This is a genomic window from Mesorhizobium sp. M1A.F.Ca.IN.022.06.1.1 (assembly GCF_003952605.1).
Lineage (GTDB): Bacteria > Pseudomonadota > Alphaproteobacteria > Rhizobiales > Rhizobiaceae > Mesorhizobium.
Window position 1 is genome coordinate 5,468,823 of record NZ_CP034455.1, and the last position, 22,671, is coordinate 5,491,493.

The following is a 22,671-nucleotide window of genomic DNA, read 5'->3' on the forward strand; positions in this document are numbered from 1 at the left end:
ATCCACATTGTGCCATAGATTTGAATGCACCTCTGCAGGTCGAGCCTTGCACTGGCGGTATGGGAGCCCTAACGCCAGGGCACTTGATATTGCACTGCAGCAAGCGTAGAGCACCGCGCATTTTATCGGAGTGTCGTCATGGCCCTTGCCAATGGTGCTGAGGCAGAACCCGTCGAGCAAACCGGGCATCCGGAAATAGAGCAGCACAGCACCAAGGTGCTGATGCTGGGCGCGCTGGGTGTCGTCTATGGTGATATCGGCACCAGCCCGATCTACGCGTTCCGCGAGGCGCTCGTTGCTTCCTCGCGCGGTGAGGTCGCCGATCGCGGCGATATCCTTGGCGTGCTGTCGCTGATCATCTGGTCGCTGACGATCATCGTCACGATCAAATACATCATGTTCGTGCTGCGCGCCGACAACCGTGGCGAAGGCGGCGTGCTCTCGCTGATGGCGCTGGCGCGCAGCACTTTCGCGACGCGTTCGGCGGTCATCCTGGCCATCGGCATCGCCGGCGCCTCGCTTTTCTTTGGCGACGCCGTGATCACCCCGGCCATCTCCGTGCTTTCGGCCGTCGAAGGCATGAATGTCGTGACACCCGCCTTTCAGCCTTATGTGGTGCCGCTGACGCTGCTCATCTTGGCCATTCTGTTTGCGGTGCAGCGGTTCGGCACAGGTGGTGTCGCCTTGATCTTCGGGCCGATCACCGCCGTGTGGTTCCTCGCCATCGGCCTGTCCGGGCTGAATCACATCATTGCCGATCCTGAAATCCTTTGGGCGATCAGCCCGCACTACATCGTCGCCTTCCTGATCCACTCGCCGGACGTGGCTTTTGTCACGATCGGCGCCATTTTCCTGGCCGTCACCGGCGCGGAGGCACTCTACGCCGACCTCGGCCATTTCGGCCGCAAGCCGATCGTGCTGGCATGGCTGGCGATCGTATTTCCCTGCCTGCTATTGAACTATGCCGGGCAGGGCGCTTTCGTGCTCGCCAAGAACGGTGTCGTCGGCCATCCGTTTTTCGAGATGAATGAAGGCTGGGCGCTGATCCCGATGGTGATTCTGGCGACGGCAGCGACGGTTATCGCCAGCCAGGCGGTGATCTCCGGTGCCTTTTCGCTGACCAGGCAGGCGGTGCAGCTCAACATGCTGCCGCGGCTGGAGATCCTGCATACGTCCGAAAAACAGTCGGGCCAGATCTACATGCCGCGCGTCAACATGCTGCTGGCGCTGGTGGTGATGCTTCTGGTGGTCGGTTTCGGCGCGTCCAGCAGACTTGCCTCGGCCTACGGGATCTCGGTGACCGGCAATATGCTGGTGACGACGGTGCTCCTCTTCGTCGTCATGACCCGTATCTGGAAGTGGCAGCTCTGGGTCGCGGTGTCGTTAACGGCTCTGTTTGCCTTCATCGATGTCGGCTTCTTTGCCTCCAACATCGTCAAGGTGTTCGAAGGCGGCTGGGCGTCGCTCGCCGTGGCTTTCGCCATCATCCTCGGCATGTGGACCTGGGTGCGCGGCAGCCGCTACCTGTTCGACAAGACGCGCCGCAACGAAATCCCGCTCGACTTCCTGGCGGCGAACCTTTCGAAGAAAAAGCCGCAGCTGGTGTCCGGCACCGCCGTGTTCCTGACCAGCGATCCGCTGAGCGCGCCGACCGCGCTCATGCACAGCCTGAAGCACTATAAGGTGCTGCATGAGAAGAATGTCATTCTTTCCGTGGTGACCGCACCGCAGCCGGTGGTGCCGGATAGCGAGCGGGTGAAGATGGAGACGGTCAACGAGCTCTTCATGCGGGTCACGCTGACCTTCGGCTACATGGAGCAGCCGAATATTCCGCGCGCGCTGGCGATCTGCCGCAAGCAGGGATGGAAGTTCGACATCATGACGACGTCCTTCTTCCTGTCGCGGCGCTCGCTGAAGGCCTCGCCCAATTCCGGCATGCCGATCTGGCAGGACAGGCTGTTCATCGGCCTTGCGAAGACGGCGGCCGATGCGACGGAGTATTTCCAGATCCCCACCGGGCGCGTGGTCGAGATCGGCACTCAGGTCGCCATTTGAGGGACTGCAACGCCTAAAGGGGTGGGGAGGCGGGAATGGGCGGTGAGTTGGTGCTCGTTACCGGCGGCTCCGGGTTCCTCGGCGCGCACTGCGTTCTAGCCCTGTTGCAGGCAGGCTACCGCGTCCGCACAACAGTGCGATCCGCCAAGCGCGAAGCCGATGTTCTCGCCATGCTGAGGGTCGGCGGTGCCGAGCCAGGCGATGCGCTTTCCTTCGCCTACGCCGATCTGACGACAGACGCCGGCTGGCCGGAAGCGGTCGCGGGATGCCAGTACGTTCTTCATGTCGCCTCGCCGTTCCCGCCGGGCGTGCCGAAACACGAGGACGATCTGATCGTTCCTGCGCGCGAGGGTGCGTTGCGTGTGCTGCGGGCCGCGCGCGATGCGGGCGTCAAACGGGTGGTGCTCACCTCGTCCTTTGCGGCCATCGGCTATGGCCAGACGCCAATTCCGGACAGTCCGTTCACGGAAGAGAACTGGACCAACTTGGCGGCCAAGGTGAGCGCCTATGTGAAGTCGAAAACGCAGGCGGAACGTGCGGCCTGGGATTTCATTGGCAGCCAGGGCGGAGCGCTGGAACTGGCGGTCGTCAATCCGGTCGGGATTTTTGGGCCGGTCCTGGGGCCGGATCATTCGACCTCGACGGACTTCATCAAGCGCTTGCTGGACGGCGAGATGCCGGGTCTGCCGCGCATGGTGTTCGGTGTGGTCGACGTGCGGGACGTGGCGGATCTGCATCTGCGCGCCATGACCAGTGCCGCCGCCAAGGGGGAGCGGTTCCTCGCCATCAGCGGCGATTTCATGACGACGCTGGCGATCGCACAAACGTTGAAATCGCGGCTGGGCAGCGTTGCGTCGCGCGTTACGACGAGAATGCTGCCGACTGGCTGGTCCGGACGTCGGACTGTTCGACGGGCAAGCGGCTCAGATCGTGACGGAATTGGGCAAGGCCAGGAACGCAATCGGGGCCAAGGCCATGCGCATGCTCGGCTGGGCGCCGCGATCGCGCGAAGAAGCGCTCGTCGCCACCGGCGAAAGCTTGGTCCGGCTCGGATTGCTCAAAAAGTCGAGGTGACGCGCCCGGGAGGGTACCTCCCAGGCGCAACGGTTCAGCCAAGCAGTGCGGCCTTGTTCCCTTCCAGGAACTGCTTCAGCGTCTTCGGCTTGCGGCCCGACAACGTCTCGATAGCGTCGGTCACCATGCCGATACGGCCGGAGCGTGTGTTGGCGTCGAAGGATACGACAATGCGCGCAAAGTCCTCGGGAAGGCCGGCCGCCTTGACGCCCTCGGTCAAAGCCTCGTCAGGCAATTGGATAACCTCCAGCGGCTTGCCGGTGACTTCGCTCACCAGAGCGGCAATTTCGTTCGTCGTGTAGGCATGCGGGCCGGTCAGCGTGTAGACGCGGCTCTCCGTCGAGCCGGAAGCGAGGCTCGCGGCGATCGCGGCGGCCATGTCGTCGCGCGCGGCGTGCGCGATCCGCCCGTCGCCGGCCGACGTGTACCACTTGCCCGACGAAATGGCGTGCGGCAGCGCCATGAAAAGGTTCTCCTGGTACCAGCCGTTGCGGAAGATGGTGTAGGGAATGCCGCTCGCCTTGATGGCCTGCTCGGTGCCGTAGTGGTCGCCGGCAAACAGCACCGGCGAGACCGGCTCGGGATTGGGCATCGAGGTGTAGAGGAGGTGCGAGACGCTTGCCGCCTTGGCTGCGGCCACCGCGGCCTGATGCTGCTTGAGGCGCCGGTCGCTCTTCAGGTCGAGCTCACCGGTCGAGACGATCAGCACTCGGTCGGCGCCTTTGAACGCGCGCTCCAGCGAGGCCGGATCGTCGAAATCGGCCGGCCTGACGACAATGCCGAGGGCTGCCAGGTCGCCGAGATTTTCGGGATTGCGCGTGGTTGCGATGATATTTGCCGGCGCGACTTTCTGCGCATCGAGCAGATGGTTGATCACGGCGCGGCCGAGATGGCCGGAAGCGCCGGTGACGAGGAGAGTTTCGGTCATGGGAAGTTCCTGAAATTTGCGTCGAAGGGGTCTGAACGATGGTCTCAAAAAGAGACCAGCACTAAAATAAGAATTGACCAGGAGCCGTAAAGAAGGCAGTTTTCCGGGAGGTAGGCACAGCCGGGGAACCACCGGCGCGTCGCCGTTTCGATCAATGGATGTCGCGATGGACAGCAAGATCTTCAATCTGAAATCGAAGCTCGAGGTCTACAAAGCCATGACCGGCGGCGGCAATTTCGCCGACTGCCCGGTCCGCGACGTGATCCAGGGCATCAGCGGCAAATGGAGCTCGCTGCTGGTCATGGCATTGGCCGAGAAGCCGTACCGGTTCGGGGAGTTGCGCCGCCTGGTGCCCGACATTTCGCAGCGTATGCTGACGCAGACGCTCTACGACCTGCAGCGCGACGGCTATGTGCATCGCGAAGTCTTTCCGACCAAGCCGCCGAGCGTCGAATACAGCCTCACCGACCTCGGCCGCTCGATGTTTGCGCCGTTGCAGATGCTGATCCAATGGGCCGAGCTCAACCACGATGCCGTTCGTGAGGCGCGCGTCGCCTTCGATGCCGCGCAGGCCTGAGCCTTTCCTTCCCCGATACAAGCGTCAAAGCGCCGCTTGCGCCGGTGCCGCAGTTGCTCGCCGCCATGGTCGCGGGAACGGTGATCGATCCGTTCAGGCCGATCGGGCTTGCGGAATCGCAATGGCCTGCAGCCGGATCATCCGCGATAGATAAGATGCCTTTGCCCGCAGGAAGGCGTGCAGCCGCAGCGGATAGTCCGGACTGACAGCCTCCTTCACCGATTGCCGGTCGCTCAACGCCTTGCGCCAGGCCTGGACGAGAGGCTTGCCGTCCAGGATGCCGCAAGCGCCGATCCCGTCGAACGTGTCGAAGTAGCGGAAGATCGGCCCGTAGACGGCGTCGACCAGCGAGAAGCGCTTCCCGGCGAACCACGGACCGCTCCGCCTTGCCGACAGTTCTGCCTCGACACGCTCAAAAAGTTCCGACAAGCCGCTGCTTTCCTTGAGGAAGCAGGCCTCATTGGCGGCGGAATAGAAGCGCCCGATGGCGTTGAGGATGGCCGACCCGAATTCGACCCAGGAGCGGTGCCTTGCCCGCATGAGCGGATCGGCCGGGTGCAACGGATTGGCCTGCGTCTCCTCGAGGAATTCGAGGATGACGGCGGATTCGAAAATGATCTCCTCCTTGCTGCCGTTTCGAACGCAGAGCAGCGGTACCTTGCCGAGCGGCGAGATAGCCTTGAACCAGTCGGGCTTGCTGGCAAGGTCGACATTGACGCGCTCGAACGGCACGCCTTTCTCGGCGAGGGCAATTGCCGCACGCTGGACGTAGGGGCAAAGGTGATGGCTGACGAGGGTGAGTTTGGCCGTCATCTTATTCTCCCCAGACATAGTTCAGCGCGCCGTCCTCGACGCGGGTCGACAGGAACATCAGCCGCGAGCCCTTCGGCGCCGGGCCTACGAGGCGCTCGCCGCTTTGCATGTCGAAGCGGGCGCCGTGCCACTGGCAGATGAAGGCGCCGTCCTTGCAGTCGAGTGGCCCGCCGAAATGCAGGCAGGCATTGGCTGCGGCACGGACACGCTCGCCGCTGCGCCAGACGTGGACCTCGCGGCCGAAGAAAGGCGCGATCAGGCTGCCCGTCTGCGGGATGTCGGCCACTTTACAGATCTCATGTTTCATCGGGAACTCCTCATCGATGCAATTGCATCTATATGAACGCATTTGCATCGACCGTCAAGCTTGATGCAATTGCATCTATCGAATAAAGTTCCTCGATGACGAGAAAATCTCTTCCGCCCGAGGCCGTCAAAGCCTGGGTCCGCCTGATGCGCGTTTCGCGCCAGCTGGTCGAAAAGACCGAGTATGCCCTGAAAGCCGGCGGCTTGCCGCCGCTCGCCTGGTACGACGTGCTGCACGAGCTTGCCGAGGCGGGCGAGGGCGGCTTGCGGCCGTTCGAGCTGATCGATCGCGTTCTGTTGGCGCAGTACAGCGTGTCGCGACTGCTGGCCCGGCTGGAAGCGGATGGCCTGCTGGAAAAGCTGCCTGTCTCGGATGACGGCCGTGGCCAGACAGTGCGCATCACGCCAAGCGGCCGGGAGATGCGCCGCCGCATCTGGGCGGTCTATGGCGCGTCCATAGCCGAACTGATGGGCGACAAGCTTTCCGCCAAGGAGCTGGAAACGCTGGCTGCACTGCTCGGGCGGCTGCGCGAGCCACCGGCCGGCGATTAGCTCACGAGTGTTTGTGGGTACCGTCAGATTTTTTCGCCGCAGCCCCTTGCGTTGGAAACCCGAATGCGCAATAAGCCGAACCGTAACGTACGGTACGCATTATTGAGCGACCGGGAACGGGTGAAAACGTGTTGCAAGCCGCCGCCGACACCGACAGCAGCGAAACGCTCACCGAGCGGCAGCAGGCCGTTCTGGACGCAGCACTTCGCCTACTGGTCGAAGAGGGCGACAACCTGACCATGACCGCGGTGGCGCGGCGGGCAAGCTGCTCCAAGGAAACACTCTACAAATGGTTCGGCGACCGCGACGGGCTGCTGACGGCGACGGTGCAATGGCAGGCCTCGAAAGTGCGCGTGGCGCCGGTCGACCGCAAAGGCCTCGACCTCGCTTGGCTGACCGCAAGCCTCGAACGCTTCGCTTCCGACTGGCTGAGGGTCATCTCCAGCGATACGTCTATCGCGCTCAACCGTGTCGCGGTCGGCCATGCCGGCTCCGGGAAGGATGACCTTGGCGCGATCGTGCTGCAGAATGGGCGTTTCGCGCTGGCCAGGCGTCTGAAGCCCGTGCTCGAAGCGGGACGCGAGGCCGGGCTGCTCGACTTAGACAACGCCGAGACGGCGTTCCGGACGTTTTTCGGTCTGGTCGGCCGCGACGTGCAGATACGGCTTCTGCTCGGCGACCGGCTGCAATTGACCGAGGCGACGATCGGCGGCGATGCCGCCCGCGCGACGCAGCAGTTTCTCGCTCTTTACGGCTCAAGGACCGGGAGAGCAAACAACCGGCCGCAAGGCCCCGGAGCCGGATGATTCAGGTCAAGTCGACCTGAAATCTGAATCCGGCTCCAAATCCAAGAGATATAGCATGATGTCGTCCGAAAACCGCTTCACACTTTTCGGCATCATGCTCTGATCTTCAAAACGGGAAGGAAGACGAAATGCGTGTCTATTACGATCGTGACGCCGATCTCAATCTGATCAAGGGTAAGAAGGTCGCCATCATCGGCTATGGCAGCCAGGGCCGGGCGCATGCGCTCAACCTCAAGGATTCCGGCGTCAAGGAGATCGCCATCGGCCTGAAGGCCGGCTCGGCGACCGCCAACAAGGTCGAGGCTGACGGGCTGAAAGTGATGAGCGTGTCGGAAGCCGCCAAGTGGGCAGACCTGATGATGATGGCAACGCCCGACGAATTGCAGGCCGACATCTACAGATCAGAGATCGCGCCGAACATCCGCGACGGCGCCGCCATCGCCTTCGCGCACGGCCTCAATGTGCATTTCGGCCTGATCGAGCCGAAGGCTTCGGTCGACGTGGTCATGATCGCGCCGAAGGGCCCCGGCCATACCGTGCGCGGCGAATATCAGAAGGGCGGCGGCGTGCCGTGCCTGGTTGCCGTCAACCAGGACGCCTCGGGCAATGCGCTCGACCTCGCGCTCTCCTATGCCTGCGGCGTCGGCGGCGGCCGTTCCGGCATCATCGAGACCAATTTCCGCGAGGAATGCGAGACCGATCTGTTCGGCGAGCAGGTGGTGCTGTGCGGCGGTTTGGTCGAACTGATCCGCGCCGGCTTCGAGACGCTGGTGGAAGCCGGCTACGCGCCGGAGATGGCCTACTTCGAGTGTCTGCACGAGGTGAAGCTGATCGTCGACCTCATCTATGAGGGCGGCATCGCCAACATGAACTACTCGATCTCGAATACCGCCGAATGGGGCGAATATGTCTCCGGTCCGCGTATCATCACGGCCGACACCAAGGCCGAGATGAAGCGCATCCTGAAGGACATCCAGACCGGCAAGTTCACCTCGGAATGGATGCAGGAATATCGCGCCGGCCTGTCACGCTTCAAGGGCATCCGCCGCAACAACGACAGTCATCAGATCGAAGAGGTTGGCGCGAAGCTGCGCGCGATGATGCCGTGGATCGCCAAGAACAAGCTGGTCGACAAGGCGAAAAATTAATTCGGTCTATTCATGCTTCGTGAAAGCCGGCGGAGCGATCCGCCGGCTTCTCTCACGCTCAGCCGTAATGCCAATGCGGCTTCGGCTCGGTGCCCGCGAATTCCACGCCGATGCGGTCGTCGCGGCGCCAGCGGACGATCGCCTTGTAGCCGATCCGGTCCTTCGTCACGTAAAGCAGGAATTCGTCGGGCACATGCGCCTCGATCGGCAGCTTCAGTTCGGCGCCGCCAGGATGCATGTTGCGCACCGTGCACATGACCCCGGAATTGTTAATGCCGGTCAGGATCGCCGCGCCCTTCAGCACGCGTTGCCGGCGCTTGCCTCTCAACTCGTTCTCGGTCATGCCGGAGTCGTCCTAGCGGATCGCAGCTTGGCGATCGTCATATGGGGCACCGCATGACGGATAGACGCATCTGCTAAATTTAAGGTTATCGCGTCGCCGTCGGGCGCGCCTTGCCAAAAAGAAACGGCGCCCGCCGGGCGCCGTTGAGCTTCGTGCCGAGGGGCTCAGATATAGGGCGAAATGCACTGCCGGCGCGGGCCGTTATAGGGCTGGAACGTGTTGTCCCAGGCCCGATAGGACCGGTAGCGGTCGTGGCACCATTGGACATGGGCCCTGGAAAGCCGCTCGGTCCGGTAAATGCGCCGCGGCTGATAGTAGCGCGGATAGGGATCGTAATAATAGGGATTGTAGAAATTGTTGTAGGCGAGGCTGCCGAGACCGAGGCCTAGGCCGAGCCCAAGGATGGCCGCGCCCCCGCTGTCGAAGTGGCGATGGCGATGATGGCGATGATGCCGCCAGCGCCAATTGCGATCTCCGTCCCAGTTGCGGGAGAAATGACGTGCGCGGAAGTCGCCGTCACCCCATCTAAAATCGCGGCCGCGCCAGTCACCGCCGCGCCGCCAGCGCCAGTCATACATCTGCCGCCGGTCGTTGCCGCCGGCCCAGCTGTCGCGAACGGGGATGATGGTGGATGCGGCCGTGCTGGTCACGGTCGACATATCGGGCTGCAGGACCGGGCCGGCAATCGACGGCACCGTCAGCCCAGCGGAGAGACCCAAGGCCAGAAGCCCGGATCCAAGGGAAGACAAGAGCGGTTTCATTTCACTCTCCACGAGTAAGGCCCCACGCCCAAAACGCTCGGGAATAGGCCTATTGATGGAACTTTCCATCTGAACGGAAGATGAACAGAAAGGTTCCGTCAACCATAACGGGCGTGCGTATGCTCTTGTGTTCGCCATTGCTTGCGGGCAAAGGTCTCGGCCATGTCGCTGCGCCTCGCCACCTTCAATGTCGAGAACCTGATGAACAGGTTCGACTTCTCCGGCTATCGCAACCAGCTCATCGAGGACCGAACGCTGGCGCTGTTCGACATCCAGAGCGAAGCAGAATACAGGCTGCTCGAACAGGCGCGCGCCATCGCCCAGTCCGATGACACCCGCCAGCTTACCGCGCTCGCCATAGCCGCGACACGCGCCGACGTCATCTGCATGCAGGAGGTGGACAATATCGAGGGGCTGAAGGCCTTCGAATATGGCTATCTCTTCAAGATGATCGGGCAGGGCTACCGTCAGAAATACACCACCGCCGGCAACGACTCCCGCGGCATCGACGTCGCCGTGATGATGCGCAACGAGACCGCGCAGGGGCAGCCGATCGAATTCGTGCGCATGACCAGCCATGCCTATGTCACGTTCGAGCAGTTCGGACTGTTCACGCCGGAACTGGCGGCGTTCGGGCACCTGGCCACCGAACGCGTCTTCCGGCGCGACTGCCTGGAAATCGACATAACAGTCGGCGGCGTGCCGCTTACGCTGTACCTCGTGCATTTCAAGTCAATGGGCTCGCCGCGCAACGGTCTCGATGGCCGCGAGGCGACGATGCCACTGCGCATCGCCGAGGCGCAGGTCGTGCGCCGCATCATCGAGGACCGCTTCGGCAAGGACCATGCGGCCGACAAGCGCTGGGCAATCTGCGGCGACATGAACGATTATCGGCAGCGCGTGAAGATCGAAGGCGACAGCTTCGACGGCTATCGCTTCCAGGTCGTCGACGAAGCCCAGTCCTCGATCAACGTTCTGACCGCCGGCGGCTTTTGCGAAAATGTCGTCGAGCGGCGGCCCGAGATGGACCGCTGGAGTTTCTATCACACGCGCGGCCCGCAAGAGCGGCATTTGTGCCAATTGGACTATATCCTGCTGTCGAAGGCCTTGGCGGCGAAGAACGCCACTGCGGTTCCGGAGATCATCCGCAACGGTCAGCCTTGGCGCACCATCTTTCCGCCTGGCCAGGAAGTCGAGCGTTTTCCGCGTGCCGGGTGGGACAGGCCGAAGGCCTCCGACCATTGCCCGGTGGTGATCAACCTGGACATGGCCTGAGCCCGTGAGCTTCGACCTGCCGCGCAATGTCATTTTGCCGGTCGACGCGGTCGACGTACGGCTCGTTGCCAGCCCGCATCCGTTCGAGCGCGACAATCAGACAGCGATCGCGGAAAACTGGCGCCGCGAAATGGAGATGAAGCCGGCGCTATATGACGGCACCGTGGTGTTGCTTTCAGCGCTGAGCTATCGCGACAGCCGGCTCATCGGTCGCTGTCATGCGGTGAAGTACTCGACTTTCATGCTGTGGCGCAAAAACCGGGAGCTGAGCGGCGCCGAACATGCCTATGCGCACGCCGTGCTGGTTGCCGGCGACAATGCGCTGGTGGCGATCCGGATGGGCTCGCACACGGTGAACGCCGGCCGCGTCTATTTCGCCGCCGGCTCCTTCGAGCCGATCGATTTCCGCGACGGCGTCGTCGATATCGATTTCAACATGATCCGCGAGGTGGGCGAGGAAACCGGGATCGATCTGTCGGGCGCCGCCCGCGGACAGCGCTACTATGCGCTGTCGACTTCGAGCGGCACGGTGATCTTCCGCCGCTATCACGTTCCCGAGCCGGCGGAAGAGCTTGCGCGGCGCATCAGAGCCTTCGTTGCCGCCGAGAAAGAGCCGGAGATCGAAGGTCCGGTGATCATCCGGCACGCCGCAGACCTGCCGGAAGGCTTGATGGGCCATATGAGGCCGCTGATCAAGTGGCATTTCGCCAACGAGCTGGTCTGACTCGATCACGGGCCGACGACGCGGCGGTTCACTCGTGCCTTAGCGCCTCGATCGGATCGAGCCTCGCGCCGCGCAGTGCCGGGAAGAAGCCGAACACCATGCCGATCAGCGCCGAAAAACCGACGGCGAGCAGGATGACCGCCGGGCTCGGCGCGAAGGGTATCGTCAGCGTCACCGAGGCCAGGCCTGCGAGCGCCAGTCCGATCAGGATGCCGATGATGCCGCCAAGCAGCGACAGCACCGTCGCCTCGACCAGGAACTGGATCAGGATGTGTTTTTCGTGCGCACCGATCGCCAGCCTGATGCCGATCTCGCGCGTGCGCTCAGTGACCGATACCAGCATGATATTCATGATGCCGATGCCGCCGACCAGAAGGCTGACGCTGGCGACGGCACCCAGCAAGCCGGTCATGCTGGTGGTGGCGCTGGCCATGGCGTCGGCGATCTGGGTCATGTCGCGGATCGAGAAATCGGCATCGCGGTCCGGCGTGATGCGGCGCGTGTCGCGCAGGATGTCCTCGACGCGCGGCTGCAGTTCGGTGGTCGGCGTCCTGTCGTCGGCGGCGATGTAGATCGAGTCGATGTCGCGGTTGCCGGCGATGCGCCGCTGGTAGGCGGCCAGCGGCATCAGCACGACATTGTCCTGATCCTGGCCGAAGCCGGTGTAACCCTTGGGCTCGAGCAAGCCGATGATCCGGCAGGAGGTGCGGTTGACGCGGATCGTCTCGCCCTCCGGATCGCCGGCGCCGAAGAACTGCTGCCGCACCGTCTCGCCGATCAGGCAGACGCCTGCGCCGGCGCGCGTCTCGGAATCGCTGAAGGGACGGCCCGACACCAGCTTCCAGTCGCGCGCGTCGAGATAGGCGCTGTCGGTGCCGGTAACGCCCGATGTCAGGCTCTCCGTGCCGAAGATGACCCGCACCTGTTTTTGCGACGCCGGTGCGATGGCGCGTGCGCCGCTGAGATGGGCAACCAGTGCTTCGAGGTCCTTGGCGGCCAGCGGTCGGGTGACCTGGTCGAGCCCGCCCGGGCCGCCAGGCCCTGCCGGACGGCCCGAGCGGACGACGAGCAGGTTGCTGCCGAGTTTCGAGATGTCGGCCTTGACCTTCTCGGTGGTGCCGGAGCCGATGGTGAGCATGGCGATGACCGCGGCGACGCCGATGACGATGCCGAGCAGGGTCAGGAACGAGCGCAGCACGTTCCGGCGGATGGAAATCAGCGAAAGGCGGACGGTTTCCCAAATCATGCTGCCTCGGCTTTCGCTGTATCTGAAGCGACGTGGCCGTCGAGAAAGCGCACCGTGCGCCCGGCATATGCCGCGACGTCGGCTTCGTGCGTGACCATGACGATGGTGAGGCCGAGTTCGGCGTTCAGCCTGGTCAGCAATTCCATTATTTCGTGAGTGCGCGCGGTGTCGAGATTTCCGGTGGGCTCGTCGGCAACAAGCAGAGTCGGTTTGGTGACGATGGCACGCGCTATCGCCACGCGCTGTTGCTGGCCGCCCGAGAGCTCGGCCGGCGTGTGATGTTCGCGCCCGACAAGTCCGACTTGGGCGAGCGCCTGCATGGCCAGCTCCCGGCGCTCGCGGGCGGAAACGCCGCGATAGATCAGAGGCAGCTCGACATTTTCCGCCGCCGTGGTGCGGGGCAGGAGATTGTAGCCCTGGAAGACGAAGCCGACATAAAGGTTGCGCAACAGGGCGCGGCGGTTGCGGTCGAGCCGGCCGGCATCGACGCCCATGAAGCGGTAGGTTCCGGCCGTCGGCGTGTCGAGACAGCCGATGATGTTCATCGCCGTCGACTTGCCCGAGCCGGACGGTCCCATGATGGCGACGAACTCACTTCTGCGGATGGCAAGATCGACGCCGGCAAGTGCGTGCACGCACGCTTCGCCCTCGCCATAGCTCTTCCATACACTGTCGAAGGTGATGAGCAGGGGAGCGGACACGGTCAGCTCCGTTGCTGCGAGCCGGTGATGACCTCTGCGCCTTCCTCGAGGCCGGACGTGATCTCGGTCAGTTCGCCGTCGGTCGAGCCGATCCTGACGTTGAGGGCATGCGGCCGTCCGTTGTCCAACACATAGAGCGTGCGCGAGCCGTCGATCGGCGCTTTCGTCGCCTCGCGCTGCCGGTTGGGGCGCCCCATGCGGCCGGTAAAGAGGTCGCGCAGGCTCCAGCCGCGGGCCGCCTGTTGCGCCGGGCGGTAACGGAAGGCTGTGGCCGGCACGGTGAGCACGCCCTTGGCCTGCCGGGTCACCACCGCGACCGTGGCGGTCATGCCTGGCCTGAGCAGAAGCTCGCCGTTGTCGACTTCCAGCCGTGCATTGTAAGTGACGACGCCGTCGGTGGTGACGGAGGCATAGGAGATGTCGCGGATCTCGGCGTCGAAGGGACGGTCCGGGAAAGCATCGACGGTGAAGCGGGCATGTTGGCCGGGCTTGACCTGGCCGATATCGGCCTCGTCCACCGCCGCCTGCAGCTCCATGTTCCGCAAGTCGGCAGCGATGACGAACAGCACCGGCGCCTGCAGCGAAGAAGCGACCGTCTGCCCCGGATCGACGGAGCGCGTGAGCACGATGCCGTCGATCGGCGCGTAGATGGTGCTCTTGGCAAGGTCGGTCTGCTGGGCCTTCAGATCGGCTTCGGCGATGGCGAGATTGGCCTCGGCGCTGTCGAGCGCGGCCTTGGAGCGATCGCGTGTCGCGGTCGCGGCCTCAAGCGATTGATCCGTCGCCATGCCGCGCTTGGTGAGGGCGCTCGCGCGGACCACCGCGTTCTGGTTTTCCTGCAGCGTGACCTTGGCATCCTCGACGGCGGCCGCCGCCGCCTTTGCCGAGGCGGTGGCGCGCTCGATCTGGACTTCGAGCTTGGCGGTGTCGAGCGTCGCGAGCACGTCGCCCTTCTTGACCTGCTGGTTCTCGTTGACGGCGACGGCGCGGACGATGCCGGAAAGCTCGCTGGAGATGTCGACCTGCGTCAGCGGCTGCAGCGTGCCGGTCGCCGACACCTTGACGGTCAGGTCGGCAATCGTCGCCGGCGCGGTCGTGTATTCGATCCGGGGCGGCGAGACGGCGTTCCAGCGGTAGCCGGCGATCGCGGCCGCCACGACAGCCAGCGCCAGCAGCGCGTAGAGCCGGAAGCGGCGGCGCTTGCGGCTCACGCCTTTGCGGTCGAGCCCGAGGGCCGTTTCGATGGAAGCGTCGGTTTCTGCGTTTGGCGGATTGACAAGCTGGTCCACCACGGACCCCTATAACGACAAATTGATGTCCCTATCCGTGAACAAATCATGCCTTGACGTTCGAATTTCAAATTAAATTTCCCTCATGTTGGGATCGAGCAGAAATTCGGGACGAGGCGGAAGGTTTTCCAAATGACGCGCGACTACTTGCTTTACGACGTGTTTACGACCGAGCGGCTGGCCGGGAATCCGCTGGCGGTGGTGCTCGACAGCGAGGGGCTGGACTCGGCCGCCATGCAAGCGATCGCGCGCGAATTCAACCTGTCCGAGACGGTGTTCGTGCTGCCGCCCGAAAATCCCAAGCATCGCAACCGTATACGCATCTTCACGCCCGATTATGAGATGCCGTTCGCGGGCCATCCGACCGTGGGGTCGGCTATCGCGCTTGCGGAGCAGGCTGGCGAAGCGACTGGCATCTTTGTGCTGGAGGAGAACATCGGCCCCGTGCGTTGCGCGGTCAGCAGGCATAATGGCGCTACCTTCGCCGAATTCGACTTGGCGAAACTGCCTGAGCGGCTGGAACTCGCCGCCGAACCGGAAATGATCGGCGCCGCGCTTGGCCTTGGCCCGCATGAGCTCGGCTTCGAGAATCACCGCGTCTCCTTCTGGTCGGCCGGCGTGCCCTACGTCACGATTCCGGTTGCCGGCCTCGAAGCGGCCGCAAAAGTCAGGCTGGACAACCAGGCATGGTCCGAACTCGCGCCGCGCAAGAGCGAATGGACCTTCGCCAGCCCGTACGTCTATTGCCGCGAGACGGTGCATCACGACAGCGCCTTCCATGTGCGCATGATCGTGCCTGGCAATCACTCCTACGAAGATCCGGCGACTGGCTCCGCGGCGGCGGCCTTTGCCGGCGCCATTATGCATTTCGACGGTCCAACGGACGGGATCTCGCAGCTTTGGATCGAGCAGGGGCTGGAGATGGGCAGACCCTCGCGCATCCGGCTCGAGCTCAACGTCGACGGCGGAAAACTGGCCTCCGCGCGTATCGGAGGCCATGCGATCAAAGTGGCGGAAGGCCAGCTTTTTGTGTGACACCTGCGGCAATTCGGCGATTTGTCGGGAAATGATCCGGCAGGGCTGGACATCGCTCAAACCGGCGGCTATATGCGCCGCCGACGCTGGATTTCCCAGCGGTGTGGGTGTGTAGCTCAGTTGGTAGAGCAGCTGACTCTTAATCAGCGGGTCCACAGTTCGATCCTGTGCACACCCACCAAAGTCTTCTCATAAAACGGGCAAACAAGCGAGACGGGCACCAGTCCTACTGCGCTGTCCTGTTCAAGCTGGCCTTGAACTTGACCTTCATCGTGATCTGGCCGGTCACCGTAACCTGCGATCCGCCATAACCGCCGACATTGCGGTCCCGGGCATTGACGTTAGTTGTCATGCCAGTGATTTCGCAAGTGTCGGCGACAGTCTCGACCACCATGGCGCAACTGACGGCCGCGACCTTGTAGAAAGACCGAAGTGCGGCCTGCTGCTGGGCGGCTGCGTCTTCGTCGTTCTTGACCGGAAGGGTCATCGAAATCGACGATTGGATTCTGGCAGATCCGTCTTCGCCGGGGCGCAGCGGGCGAACATATTGGTCTTGGGCAAGGGCCGGCAGTGCCATCCCAGCAAGAAACGTAACAAATATTTAGGCCTTCAAATACATCATTCGATCTCCCGGAGACATCTCTGTCGCACGAAACAATCAAGACGACGTTATTTCCTCATTTCAACAGCGTTGAAATTTTGAAGGAAGATTATTTTTCCGAAACGCCAGCCTCGGCGAAGCTCGCCATCCTCGTATGACACTCGAGCGCCGAACGGACGATGTTGACGGCAAGGCAGGCGCCGGAGCCTTCGCCGAGCCGCATGCCGAGGTCGAGCAGCGGCGGCAGGCCCAGCGCTTCGAGCAGGCGGCGATGACCGGCTTCGGCCGAGACATGGGCGGCGACGGTGTGCGCCAGCCCGGTCGGGTGCAGCCTTGCCAGCGGCGCGACGGCGGCGGTGCAGACGAAGCCGTCGAGCAACACCGGCACGTTGTTCTTGCGCGCGGCGAGCGTGGCGCCGAAGATCGCCGCAAGCTCGCGTCCGCCAAGCGCTGCGGCGATCTTCAGCGGGTCGGAAAGCGAATCGGCATGGCGCTTCAGGCCCGCCTCTATGGCGGTGATCTTGCGGATCAATCCGGCATCATCGACGCCGGTGCCGCGGCCGGTCCATTTTTCCGCGCCGCCGCCGAAAAGAGCGGCCGAGATCGCTGCTGCCGGCGTGGTGTTGCCGATGCCCATCTCGCCGAAACAGACGAGGTCGAGATCGTTGGTCACGGCGTCGTAGCCGGCCGAGACCGCGGCGAGGAAGGTCTGCTCGTCCATGGCCGGCGCTTGCGTGAAATCGCCGGTCGGGTGGTCGAGATCGAGCGGGATGACGTCGAGCCTGGCGCCGGCGACGCGGGCGATCTGGTTGATCGCAGCGCCGCCGCCGGCGAAGTTCGCCACCATCTGCACAGTGACTTCCGAAGGATAGGCCGACACGCCCTGCGCGGTGACGCCGTGATTGCCGGCAAACACGAAGACCTTGACCGCATCGAGCTTCGGCATGTCGCGGCCCTGCCAGCGGGCCAACCACGCGGCGATCGTTTCCAGACGGCCGAGACTGCCCTGCGGCTTGGTCAACGTGTCCTGGCGACGGGCAACGGCGGCGGCGGCCGGATCGCTGCCGCCGGACAGATCGAGGCAGGCGGCGCGAAGGTCTTCGAGCGATTTGAACGAAGTTGTTTGGGGGGACATGAGGGCAAGGTCTCCGAAAGAGAATCAGGAAAGGCAAACGGAAGCGACAAGCAGCACGGCGATCTCGCCGAGCTGCTGCAGCGCGCCGATCGTGTCGCCGGTCTGGCCGCCGATCTGGCTGAGGCAGAGCGCACGAAAGGCGGCAAACACCAGGCTAAGCAGGACGACCGCGGCAATTGCGCCGCCGAGGCCGAGCGCCAACAGCGCCACGGCTCCGAGCGCGGCGCCAACGACGGCGGTTTCGGCAGTGACCGAGCCCGCGTCGGCCGACAGCCCATCGGGGCGCGCCGGCGGCAGAAGGTGCATGAAGGTGCCGAACAGGCCGCGCGAGGCGGCGTGCGCTGCCAAAAGCGCCAGGAAGATGTGGCCAGGGCCGGCCAGTTCCGAAAGCGCGCTCCAGCGGATGAGCAGCGAGATGCCGAGCGCCGCGGCGCCATAGGCGCCGATGCGGCTGTCGCGCATGATCTCCAGCTTCTTCTCGCGCGTCCGGCCGCCGCCGAGTCCATCGGCGATATCGGAGAGCCCGTCCTCGTGCAGGCAGCCGGTGACAAGCATCGTCGCTGCAAGCGCGAGCGCCGCAGCCGGACCGGCGGCAAGGCCCAGGGCGCCAACGATGGCGTAAACAAGCGCGCCGATGACGGCGACGGCGAGACCGGCAAAGGGTGCCGCCCAGATCGCTTCGGCTAGGCTGCGGCCGCCGAAATCGCTCGACGGCAGCCTCAGCCGCGTCAAGAAGACAAGGCTGAGGCCTATGTCGTCGAGCAATCGCCGAGGCTCGGAAAGGCCGCCGCTCATGCGCCCCTCGCAATGGCATGGAAGAAAGTGCCGCTGACATGGCCGCGCCGGTAACCCGACGCGCCCAGCGGATTGCCCTGGCCGTCGGCGAGGTCCGCCAGCGGCTCGTCATTGCCTGTGGCGGCGATCTGCGCATAGTGGAACTCATGGCCGCGGATGAGCATGCCTTCGCTGCCAAGCGGACACCCGGCGCGCAGCCGCGCCTCGCGATAGCCGAGGTTCATCTTGCGCCTGGCGAAGCTGGTCGAATGGCCAAGCAGGCCAAGCATTTTATGGCTCTCGCCGTCCGCATCCTCCAGCACCTCGCCCAGCACCATGAAGCCGCCGCACTCGCCATGCACTGGCTTGGTCGCGGCGAAACGGGCCATTCCCGCACGGAAGTTGCCAGCGGCCGCAAGCTTGCCGGCATGCAGTTCTGGATAACCGCCTGGCAGCCAGCAGACATCGCAATCTTGGCTCGGCGCTTCGTCGGCAAGCGGTGAGAAGGGCACGATCTCGGCGCCAGCGTTTCGCCAGTATGAGGCGACATGCGGGTAGAGGAAGGTGAAGGCGGCGTCCTCGGCCAGTGCAATGCGCTGGCTTGGTGGCTGTAACGCCTCGCCGAAGTCGCCGGCCGTGGGTTCGAGCGGGCTCGCCAGCGCGAGAATGGCGTCGATATCGAGCGACTTCTCGACCATGTCGGCAAGCCGGTCGAGATGCGCCATGAGGTTCTCGTGCTCCCCTGCTTGGACGAGGCCGAGATGCCGCTCCGGCAGGTTGAGCGTCGGATCGCGCATGATGGCGCCGACCACCGGCAGGCCGATGGCCTCGATCGCGTCGCCCGCCAGCCGGCGATGGCGCTCGCTGCCGAGGCGGTTGAGCACGACGCCGGCCATGCGCACATCCGGATCGTAGGTGGCAAAACCCTTGGCGACGGCGGCGGCCGTGGTCGACTGACCGGAAACGTCGAGCACCAGAAGCACCGGCAGGCCATAGAGCCGGGCGAGATCGGCGGCCGAACCCGAACGGCCTTCCGGCGCGGGAATGCCGTCGAAAAGGCCCATCGCGCTTTCGAGAATGACGTACTCGGCACCACACGCTGCCTGGTTCGCCAGCGCGTTGAGCAGGGAAGGCGGCATCGCCCAGCTGTCGAGATTGACGCCGGAGAGGCCGGTGGCGGCGGTATGGAAGCCGGGATCGATATAGTCCGGTCCGGACTTCGCGCCGCGCACCTTCAGCCCGCGCCGGGCAAGCGCGCGCAACAGGCCTATGGTGACGCTGGTCTTGCCCGAGCCGGAGCGCGGCGCGCCGATGATGATCGCGCGCGCCGTCATGCCCCGCCCGCCAGTGCCGCGCGCATGGCGACGATACCGCCGACGACGATCAGCGCCGGGGAGGCGAGCCCGGCGGCAGCGGCCTCCTCGGCGATTGTGGCGAGCGTGGCGACAACGATGCGCTCCTGCGGCGTGGTCGCTGCGACGATCACGGCGGCAGGCGTCGACGGCGCGAGGCCACCGCTGAGCAGCTTTGCCGCTATCACCGGCAGATTGGCCATGCCCATATAGATGACGACCGGCTGGCCGGTGCGCGCGATTGCGGCCCAGTCGATGTCGTCATCGGTGCCGGCGGCATGGCCCGTGGCAAGGATGACCGCCCTGTTGATGCCGCGCATGGTGGCAGGGATGGCGGTGGCGGCCAATGCGCTGAGACCGGAGGTGAGGCCGGAGAGCACCCGAAATGGTATGTTTTCCCGTGCCAGCGACAACGCCTCTTCGCCGCCGCGGCCGAAAATATAGGGATCGCCGCCCTTGAGCCGCACGACGCGGCGGCCCTCGCGCGCCAGCCGCACGAGCAGGGCGTTGATGTCGTCCTGCTTCATCGAGGGCTGGCCGCCGCGTTTACCGGCGTAGAAGAGCTCCGCGCCTGCAGCAACCGCGACGACGTCGGGCGAGACCAGCGCGTCATAGACCAGCGCATCGCACTGCCCGAGTGCCGCCAGCACTTCGAGCGTCAGGCAGCCGGGATCGCCGGGGCCGGCGCCGGCCAGCCAGACATGGCCGGGCTCCAGCGCGCGCGGCTTGAAGTTCAGCCGCGCCAGCGCCTGCTCCACCGTTGCCCGTCCGTTTCTGTTGGTGCTGGCGTTCACAATCCGTCCCGTCCGCGAAAACGCCGCTGGTAGTGGGCGTGGTAAAGTGAGCTCTCGCCGAAATCCTGCGCGGCCAATGCGCTGCCGACGAAGATGATCGCCGTGCGCTCCATCGGATTTTGCGCAAGCTGCGCCTCGATCGTGCCCAGCGTGCCGGTCAGAATGCGCTCGTCCGACCAGGAAGCGCGGAAGACGACCGCCACTGGGCATTCTGCGCCGTAGAGCGGCGTGAGTTCGGCAACGATGCGGGCGATGGCATGGATGGCGAGATGGATGGCTAGAGTTGCACCGGTGCGGCCGAAGCCGGCAAGCGTCTCGCCGGGCGGCATTTTCGAGGCGCGGCCGGAGACGCGGGTCAGCACGAGGCTCTGCGCGAGCTCGGGAATGGTAAGCTCGCGCCGTAACGCCGCCGCCGCCGCCGCGAAGGAAGGCACGCCCGGCGTCAGCGTGTAGGGGATATCGCGCTTCTCGAGCCGCCGGATCTGCTCGGCCACTGCGCTCCACACCGAAAGGTCGCCGGAATGCAGGCGCGCGACGTCCTGGCCGGCTTCGTGGGCGGCAAGATATTCGGCCTCGATCTCGTCGAGCGACATCGGCGCGGTGTCGATCAGTTTTGTGCCGGGCGCGCAGTGTTCGAGCAGTTCCGGCGCGACGATCGAGCCGGCATAGAGGCAGATCGGACAGGAGGCCAGCAGGCGGCTGCCGCGCAAGGTGATGAGGTCGGCAGCACCAGGGCCGGCGCCGATGAAATGGACGGTCATTTTGGGCCTCCACCAAGGGCGATGGCACAGGTTACAGGACCAAGTACCGTACGTGGTCCAAGCAGTTTCGCCTCTTTGCCGGCCGCGGCCAGGGCCGACGCTTCCGAAACCGACGGCGTGCCGGCGTGAGCCTGCGACCATTCGGATTGGCTGATCGTGCCGGATGAGACGGTTTGCAAGGCGTCGTCGGAGACGACGAGCACGGGCAGGTCGAGGTCGCGACCGGCAAGAAAGATCGCTTGCTCGTCGCGTTTCATTTCGCCCGTTGCCAGCGCTGAAAGCGCGGTCTTTGGCAACCCATGCGCTTCGAGCGCGGTCTCGATCGCGGCGCGCACGTCGCGCGCCATCACACCCTTCCGGCAGCCGATACCCGCGACCATCATGGCTTTACCCAGCTCCATTGCATGACCGGCATGGCCGGACGCCAGGCCTGCATGGATCCGACCGGCGCCGCACGCGAGAGGGCGATGCGCAGAAGGTCGCCGCCGCGCCTGGTATGCTGGTCAAGCAGCAGCGCCTCCATTTCCAGCGTCACAGCATTGGCGACCAACCGGCCGCCGGCGCGCAGCGACTTGATCGCTGTCTGCAGCACGCCGGCATCGCTGCCGCCGCCGCCGATGAAGATGGCGTCTGGTGTCGCCAGTGTTGCCAGCGCTTTCGGCGCCGAGCCTTCGATGACGACGAGACCGGGCACGCCGCAATGCGCGGCGTTGCGATGGATGCGGGCGGCGCGCTCGCTGTCGGCTTCGATGGCAATCGCCCGCATCGAAGGGTGAGCCCGCATCCATTCGATGCCGATCGAGCCGGAGCCGGCACCGATGTCCCAGAGCAGTTCACCGCGCCGCGGCGCCAGCGCCGACAGCGTCATGGCGCGGATCTCGCGCTTGGTGATCTGGCCGTCATGCTCGAACAGATGATCGGCAAGGCCGACGGTCAAAGGCAGGATGCGCGCATCCGGAGTCGATTCTATTTCGAGCGCCAGCACGTTGAGCGGATTGATGTTTTTGAGATCGAAGGCGTCGGCGCGGGCAGCGTGGCGCGTTTCGCCCTGGCCGCCAAGCGCTTCGAGAACCGTCAACCGCGACGGACCGAAGCCGAGTTCGTCGAGCAGCGCGGCGATGGCGACCGGCGCGTCGCTGTCGGATGTGAGCGCAAGGATACGTGCGCCGGGGTGGAGCAGGGGCGGAGGAGGTCGATCGAGTGGCCATGCAACGACATGGTTTCGACATCCTGCAGCGCCCAGCCGAGACGGGAGGCGGCTAGCGACAGCGATGACGGCGCCGGCAGGACGAGCATCTCATCCGGTTTCACTTTGCGCGCGAGCGTGACGCCGACGCCGTGGAAGAACGGGTCGCCGGAAGCCACCACGCAGACGCTTCTGCCTTCGAGCGCCAGCACATCATGCATCTCGGCATCGAACGGCGTCGGCCACGGTCGCGCCTTGCCCTTGGCCAAGTCTGAGACGAGCGCGAGGTGCCGCTTGCCGCCAAAGATGACTTCGGCCTCGGCGATCCTGCGCTTGGCCTCGTCGCCCAGACCCGCTACACCGTCCTCGCCGATGCCGACGATGGTCAGCCATCTTGCGACCGGCTTGGCAGCGCGCGAACCCTCAGCAGGCATG

General features: G+C 64.5%; 23 protein-coding genes, 1 tRNA gene and 2 pseudogenes. 10 read left to right on the plus strand and 16 right to left on the minus strand.

Going from position 1 to position 22,671, the window contains the following annotated elements:
- The first annotated feature begins 138 nt into the window (after positions 1 to 138).
- Together EJ078_RS25970 and EJ078_RS25975 are read left to right on the plus strand one after the other, a co-directional pair.
- A complete protein-coding gene (locus EJ078_RS25970; protein ID WP_127847196.1) occupies positions 139 to 2,055 on the plus strand; it encodes a potassium transporter Kup in 1,917 nt (638 codons plus the stop codon).
- Between the two features lie 35 nt (positions 2,056 to 2,090).
- Positions 2,091 to 3,129, plus strand: a pseudogene (locus tag EJ078_RS25975) (aldehyde reductase).
- Positions 3,130 to 3,163: 34 nt separating this feature from the next.
- Here the strand turns inward: EJ078_RS25975 and EJ078_RS25980 are convergent.
- The gene (locus tag EJ078_RS25980) at positions 3,164 to 4,057 is read right to left on the minus strand and encodes an SDR family oxidoreductase (RefSeq protein ID WP_127215886.1); all 894 of its coding nucleotides are present in this window, start codon (positions 4,055 to 4,057) and stop codon (positions 3,164 to 3,166) included.
- A gap of 166 nt (positions 4,058 to 4,223) precedes the next feature.
- On the opposite strand from EJ078_RS25980, the gene EJ078_RS25985 reads away from it, so the two are divergent.
- Positions 4,224 to 4,634 carry a helix-turn-helix domain-containing protein gene (locus EJ078_RS25985; protein WP_095829708.1) on the plus strand — a complete coding sequence of 137 codons (411 nt, stop codon included), beginning with the start codon at positions 4,224 to 4,226 and terminating at the stop codon, positions 4,632 to 4,634.
- 93 nt (positions 4,635 to 4,727) lie between these two features.
- Here the strand turns inward: EJ078_RS25985 and EJ078_RS25990 are convergent, their stop codons facing one another.
- Together EJ078_RS25990 and EJ078_RS25995 are read right to left on the minus strand one after the other, a co-directional pair.
- Entirely contained in the window at positions 4,728 to 5,447 is a 720-nt protein-coding gene (locus EJ078_RS25990) for a glutathione S-transferase family protein (RefSeq protein ID WP_164750502.1), read from the minus strand.
- Position 5,448: 1 nt separating this feature from the next.
- Positions 5,449 to 5,754 carry a Rieske (2Fe-2S) protein gene (locus tag EJ078_RS25995; protein ID WP_067323282.1) on the minus strand — a complete coding sequence of 102 codons (306 nt, stop codon included), beginning with the start codon at positions 5,752 to 5,754 and terminating at the stop codon, positions 5,449 to 5,451.
- 95 nt (positions 5,755 to 5,849) lie between these two features.
- Between EJ078_RS25995 and EJ078_RS26000 the strand changes: the two genes are divergently transcribed.
- From EJ078_RS26000 to ilvC, 3 genes are all read left to right on the plus strand, one after another.
- Positions 5,850 to 6,305, plus strand: coding sequence for a MarR family winged helix-turn-helix transcriptional regulator (locus EJ078_RS26000; RefSeq protein ID WP_127215888.1), 456 nt, complete (start codon positions 5,850 to 5,852; stop codon positions 6,303 to 6,305).
- A gap of 128 nt (positions 6,306 to 6,433) precedes the next feature.
- On the plus strand, positions 6,434 to 7,111 hold the full coding sequence (locus tag EJ078_RS26005; RefSeq protein WP_127215889.1) for a TetR/AcrR family transcriptional regulator: 678 nt from the start codon (positions 6,434 to 6,436) through the stop codon (positions 7,109 to 7,111).
- Positions 7,112 to 7,239: 128 nt separating this feature from the next.
- Positions 7,240 to 8,259: a ketol-acid reductoisomerase gene (gene ilvC, locus EJ078_RS26010; protein ID WP_066998695.1), complete on the plus strand. Its 1,020-nt coding sequence runs from the start codon at positions 7,240 to 7,242 to the stop codon at positions 8,257 to 8,259.
- A gap of 58 nt (positions 8,260 to 8,317) precedes the next feature.
- Here the strand turns inward: ilvC and EJ078_RS26015 are convergent, their stop codons facing one another.
- Both EJ078_RS26015 and EJ078_RS26020 read right to left on the minus strand, forming a co-directional pair.
- A complete protein-coding gene (locus EJ078_RS26015) occupies positions 8,318 to 8,602 on the minus strand; it encodes a PilZ domain-containing protein (RefSeq protein WP_067323293.1) in 285 nt (94 codons plus the stop codon).
- 164 nt (positions 8,603 to 8,766) lie between these two features.
- Complete coding sequence (locus tag EJ078_RS26020; protein WP_127215890.1) at positions 8,767 to 9,363, minus strand: BA14K family protein; 597 nt, start codon at positions 9,361 to 9,363, stop codon at positions 8,767 to 8,769.
- Positions 9,364 to 9,525: 162 nt separating this feature from the next.
- On the opposite strand from EJ078_RS26020, the gene EJ078_RS26025 reads away from it, so the two are divergent.
- Both EJ078_RS26025 and EJ078_RS26030 read left to right on the plus strand, forming a co-directional pair.
- A complete protein-coding gene (locus EJ078_RS26025; RefSeq protein ID WP_067323298.1) occupies positions 9,526 to 10,638 on the plus strand; it encodes an endonuclease/exonuclease/phosphatase family protein in 1,113 nt (370 codons plus the stop codon).
- Between the two features lie 4 nt (positions 10,639 to 10,642).
- On the plus strand, positions 10,643 to 11,362 hold the full coding sequence (locus EJ078_RS26030) for a hypothetical protein (protein ID WP_067323301.1): 720 nt from the start codon (positions 10,643 to 10,645) through the stop codon (positions 11,360 to 11,362).
- 28 nt (positions 11,363 to 11,390) lie between these two features.
- Here the strand turns inward: EJ078_RS26030 and EJ078_RS26035 are convergent, their stop codons facing one another.
- Genes EJ078_RS26035 through EJ078_RS26045 form a run of 3 tightly spaced genes read right to left on the minus strand, consistent with a single transcriptional unit; the run spans position 11,391 to position 14,598 of the window.
- On the minus strand, positions 11,391 to 12,608 hold the full coding sequence (locus EJ078_RS26035) for an ABC transporter permease (RefSeq protein ID WP_208720940.1): 1,218 nt from the start codon (positions 12,606 to 12,608) through the stop codon (positions 11,391 to 11,393).
- Positions 12,605 to 13,315 (minus strand): ABC transporter ATP-binding protein, encoded by a 711-nt coding sequence (locus EJ078_RS26040; RefSeq protein ID WP_095780861.1) that lies wholly within the window; start codon positions 13,313 to 13,315, stop codon positions 12,605 to 12,607. The genes EJ078_RS26035 and EJ078_RS26040 overlap by 4 nt, the downstream gene beginning before the upstream one ends.
- Entirely contained in the window at positions 13,312 to 14,598 is a 1,287-nt protein-coding gene (locus tag EJ078_RS26045; RefSeq protein WP_127215892.1) for an efflux RND transporter periplasmic adaptor subunit, read from the minus strand. Before EJ078_RS26045 ends, EJ078_RS26040 begins: the two co-directional genes overlap by 4 nt.
- 132 nt (positions 14,599 to 14,730) lie before the next feature.
- Here EJ078_RS26045 and EJ078_RS26050 point away from each other — a divergent pair, with 132 nt between their 5' ends.
- Together EJ078_RS26050 and EJ078_RS26055 are read left to right on the plus strand one after the other, a co-directional pair.
- Entirely contained in the window at positions 14,731 to 15,633 is a 903-nt protein-coding gene (locus tag EJ078_RS26050) for a PhzF family phenazine biosynthesis protein (RefSeq protein WP_127215893.1), read from the plus strand.
- Positions 15,634 to 15,738: 105 nt separating this feature from the next.
- Positions 15,739 to 15,814: transfer RNA gene (locus EJ078_RS26055), tRNA-Lys, on the plus strand.
- A gap of 45 nt (positions 15,815 to 15,859) precedes the next feature.
- On the opposite strand, the gene EJ078_RS26060 is transcribed toward EJ078_RS26055, so the two are convergent.
- From EJ078_RS26060 to cbiE, 8 genes and pseudogenes are all read right to left on the minus strand, one after another.
- A complete protein-coding gene (locus EJ078_RS26060; protein ID WP_127215894.1) occupies positions 15,860 to 16,210 on the minus strand; it encodes a hypothetical protein in 351 nt (116 codons plus the stop codon).
- A 133-nt stretch (positions 16,211 to 16,343) separates the two neighbouring features.
- A complete protein-coding gene (gene cobT, locus EJ078_RS26065; RefSeq protein ID WP_127325266.1) occupies positions 16,344 to 17,369 on the minus strand; it encodes a nicotinate-nucleotide--dimethylbenzimidazole phosphoribosyltransferase in 1,026 nt (341 codons plus the stop codon).
- Between the two features lie 24 nt (positions 17,370 to 17,393).
- Positions 17,394 to 18,164, minus strand: coding sequence for an adenosylcobinamide-GDP ribazoletransferase (cobS, locus tag EJ078_RS26070; protein ID WP_127217171.1), 771 nt, complete (start codon positions 18,162 to 18,164; stop codon positions 17,394 to 17,396).
- Positions 18,161 to 19,477, minus strand: coding sequence for a cobyrinate a,c-diamide synthase (locus EJ078_RS26075; protein WP_095826217.1), 1,317 nt, complete (start codon positions 19,475 to 19,477; stop codon positions 18,161 to 18,163). Before EJ078_RS26075 ends, cobS begins: the two co-directional genes overlap by 4 nt.
- Positions 19,474 to 20,289, minus strand: a complete 816-nt coding sequence (gene cobA / locus EJ078_RS26080; RefSeq protein ID WP_164750695.1) for a uroporphyrinogen-III C-methyltransferase — start codon at positions 20,287 to 20,289, stop codon at positions 19,474 to 19,476. Before cobA ends, EJ078_RS26075 begins: the two co-directional genes overlap by 4 nt.
- Entirely contained in the window at positions 20,286 to 21,050 is a 765-nt protein-coding gene (cobM, locus tag EJ078_RS26085) for a precorrin-4 C(11)-methyltransferase (RefSeq protein ID WP_208720942.1), read from the minus strand. The genes cobA and cobM overlap by 4 nt, the downstream gene beginning before the upstream one ends.
- Positions 21,047 to 21,433, minus strand: coding sequence for a cobalamin biosynthesis protein (locus tag EJ078_RS26090; RefSeq protein WP_095801993.1), 387 nt, complete (start codon positions 21,431 to 21,433; stop codon positions 21,047 to 21,049). The genes cobM and EJ078_RS26090 overlap by 4 nt, the downstream gene beginning before the upstream one ends.
- Positions 21,430 to 22,670, minus strand: a pseudogene (cbiE, locus tag EJ078_RS26095) (precorrin-6y C5,15-methyltransferase (decarboxylating) subunit CbiE). Before cbiE ends, EJ078_RS26090 begins: the two are co-directional and overlap by 4 nt.
- Between the last annotated feature and the right edge of the window lies 1 nt (position 22,671).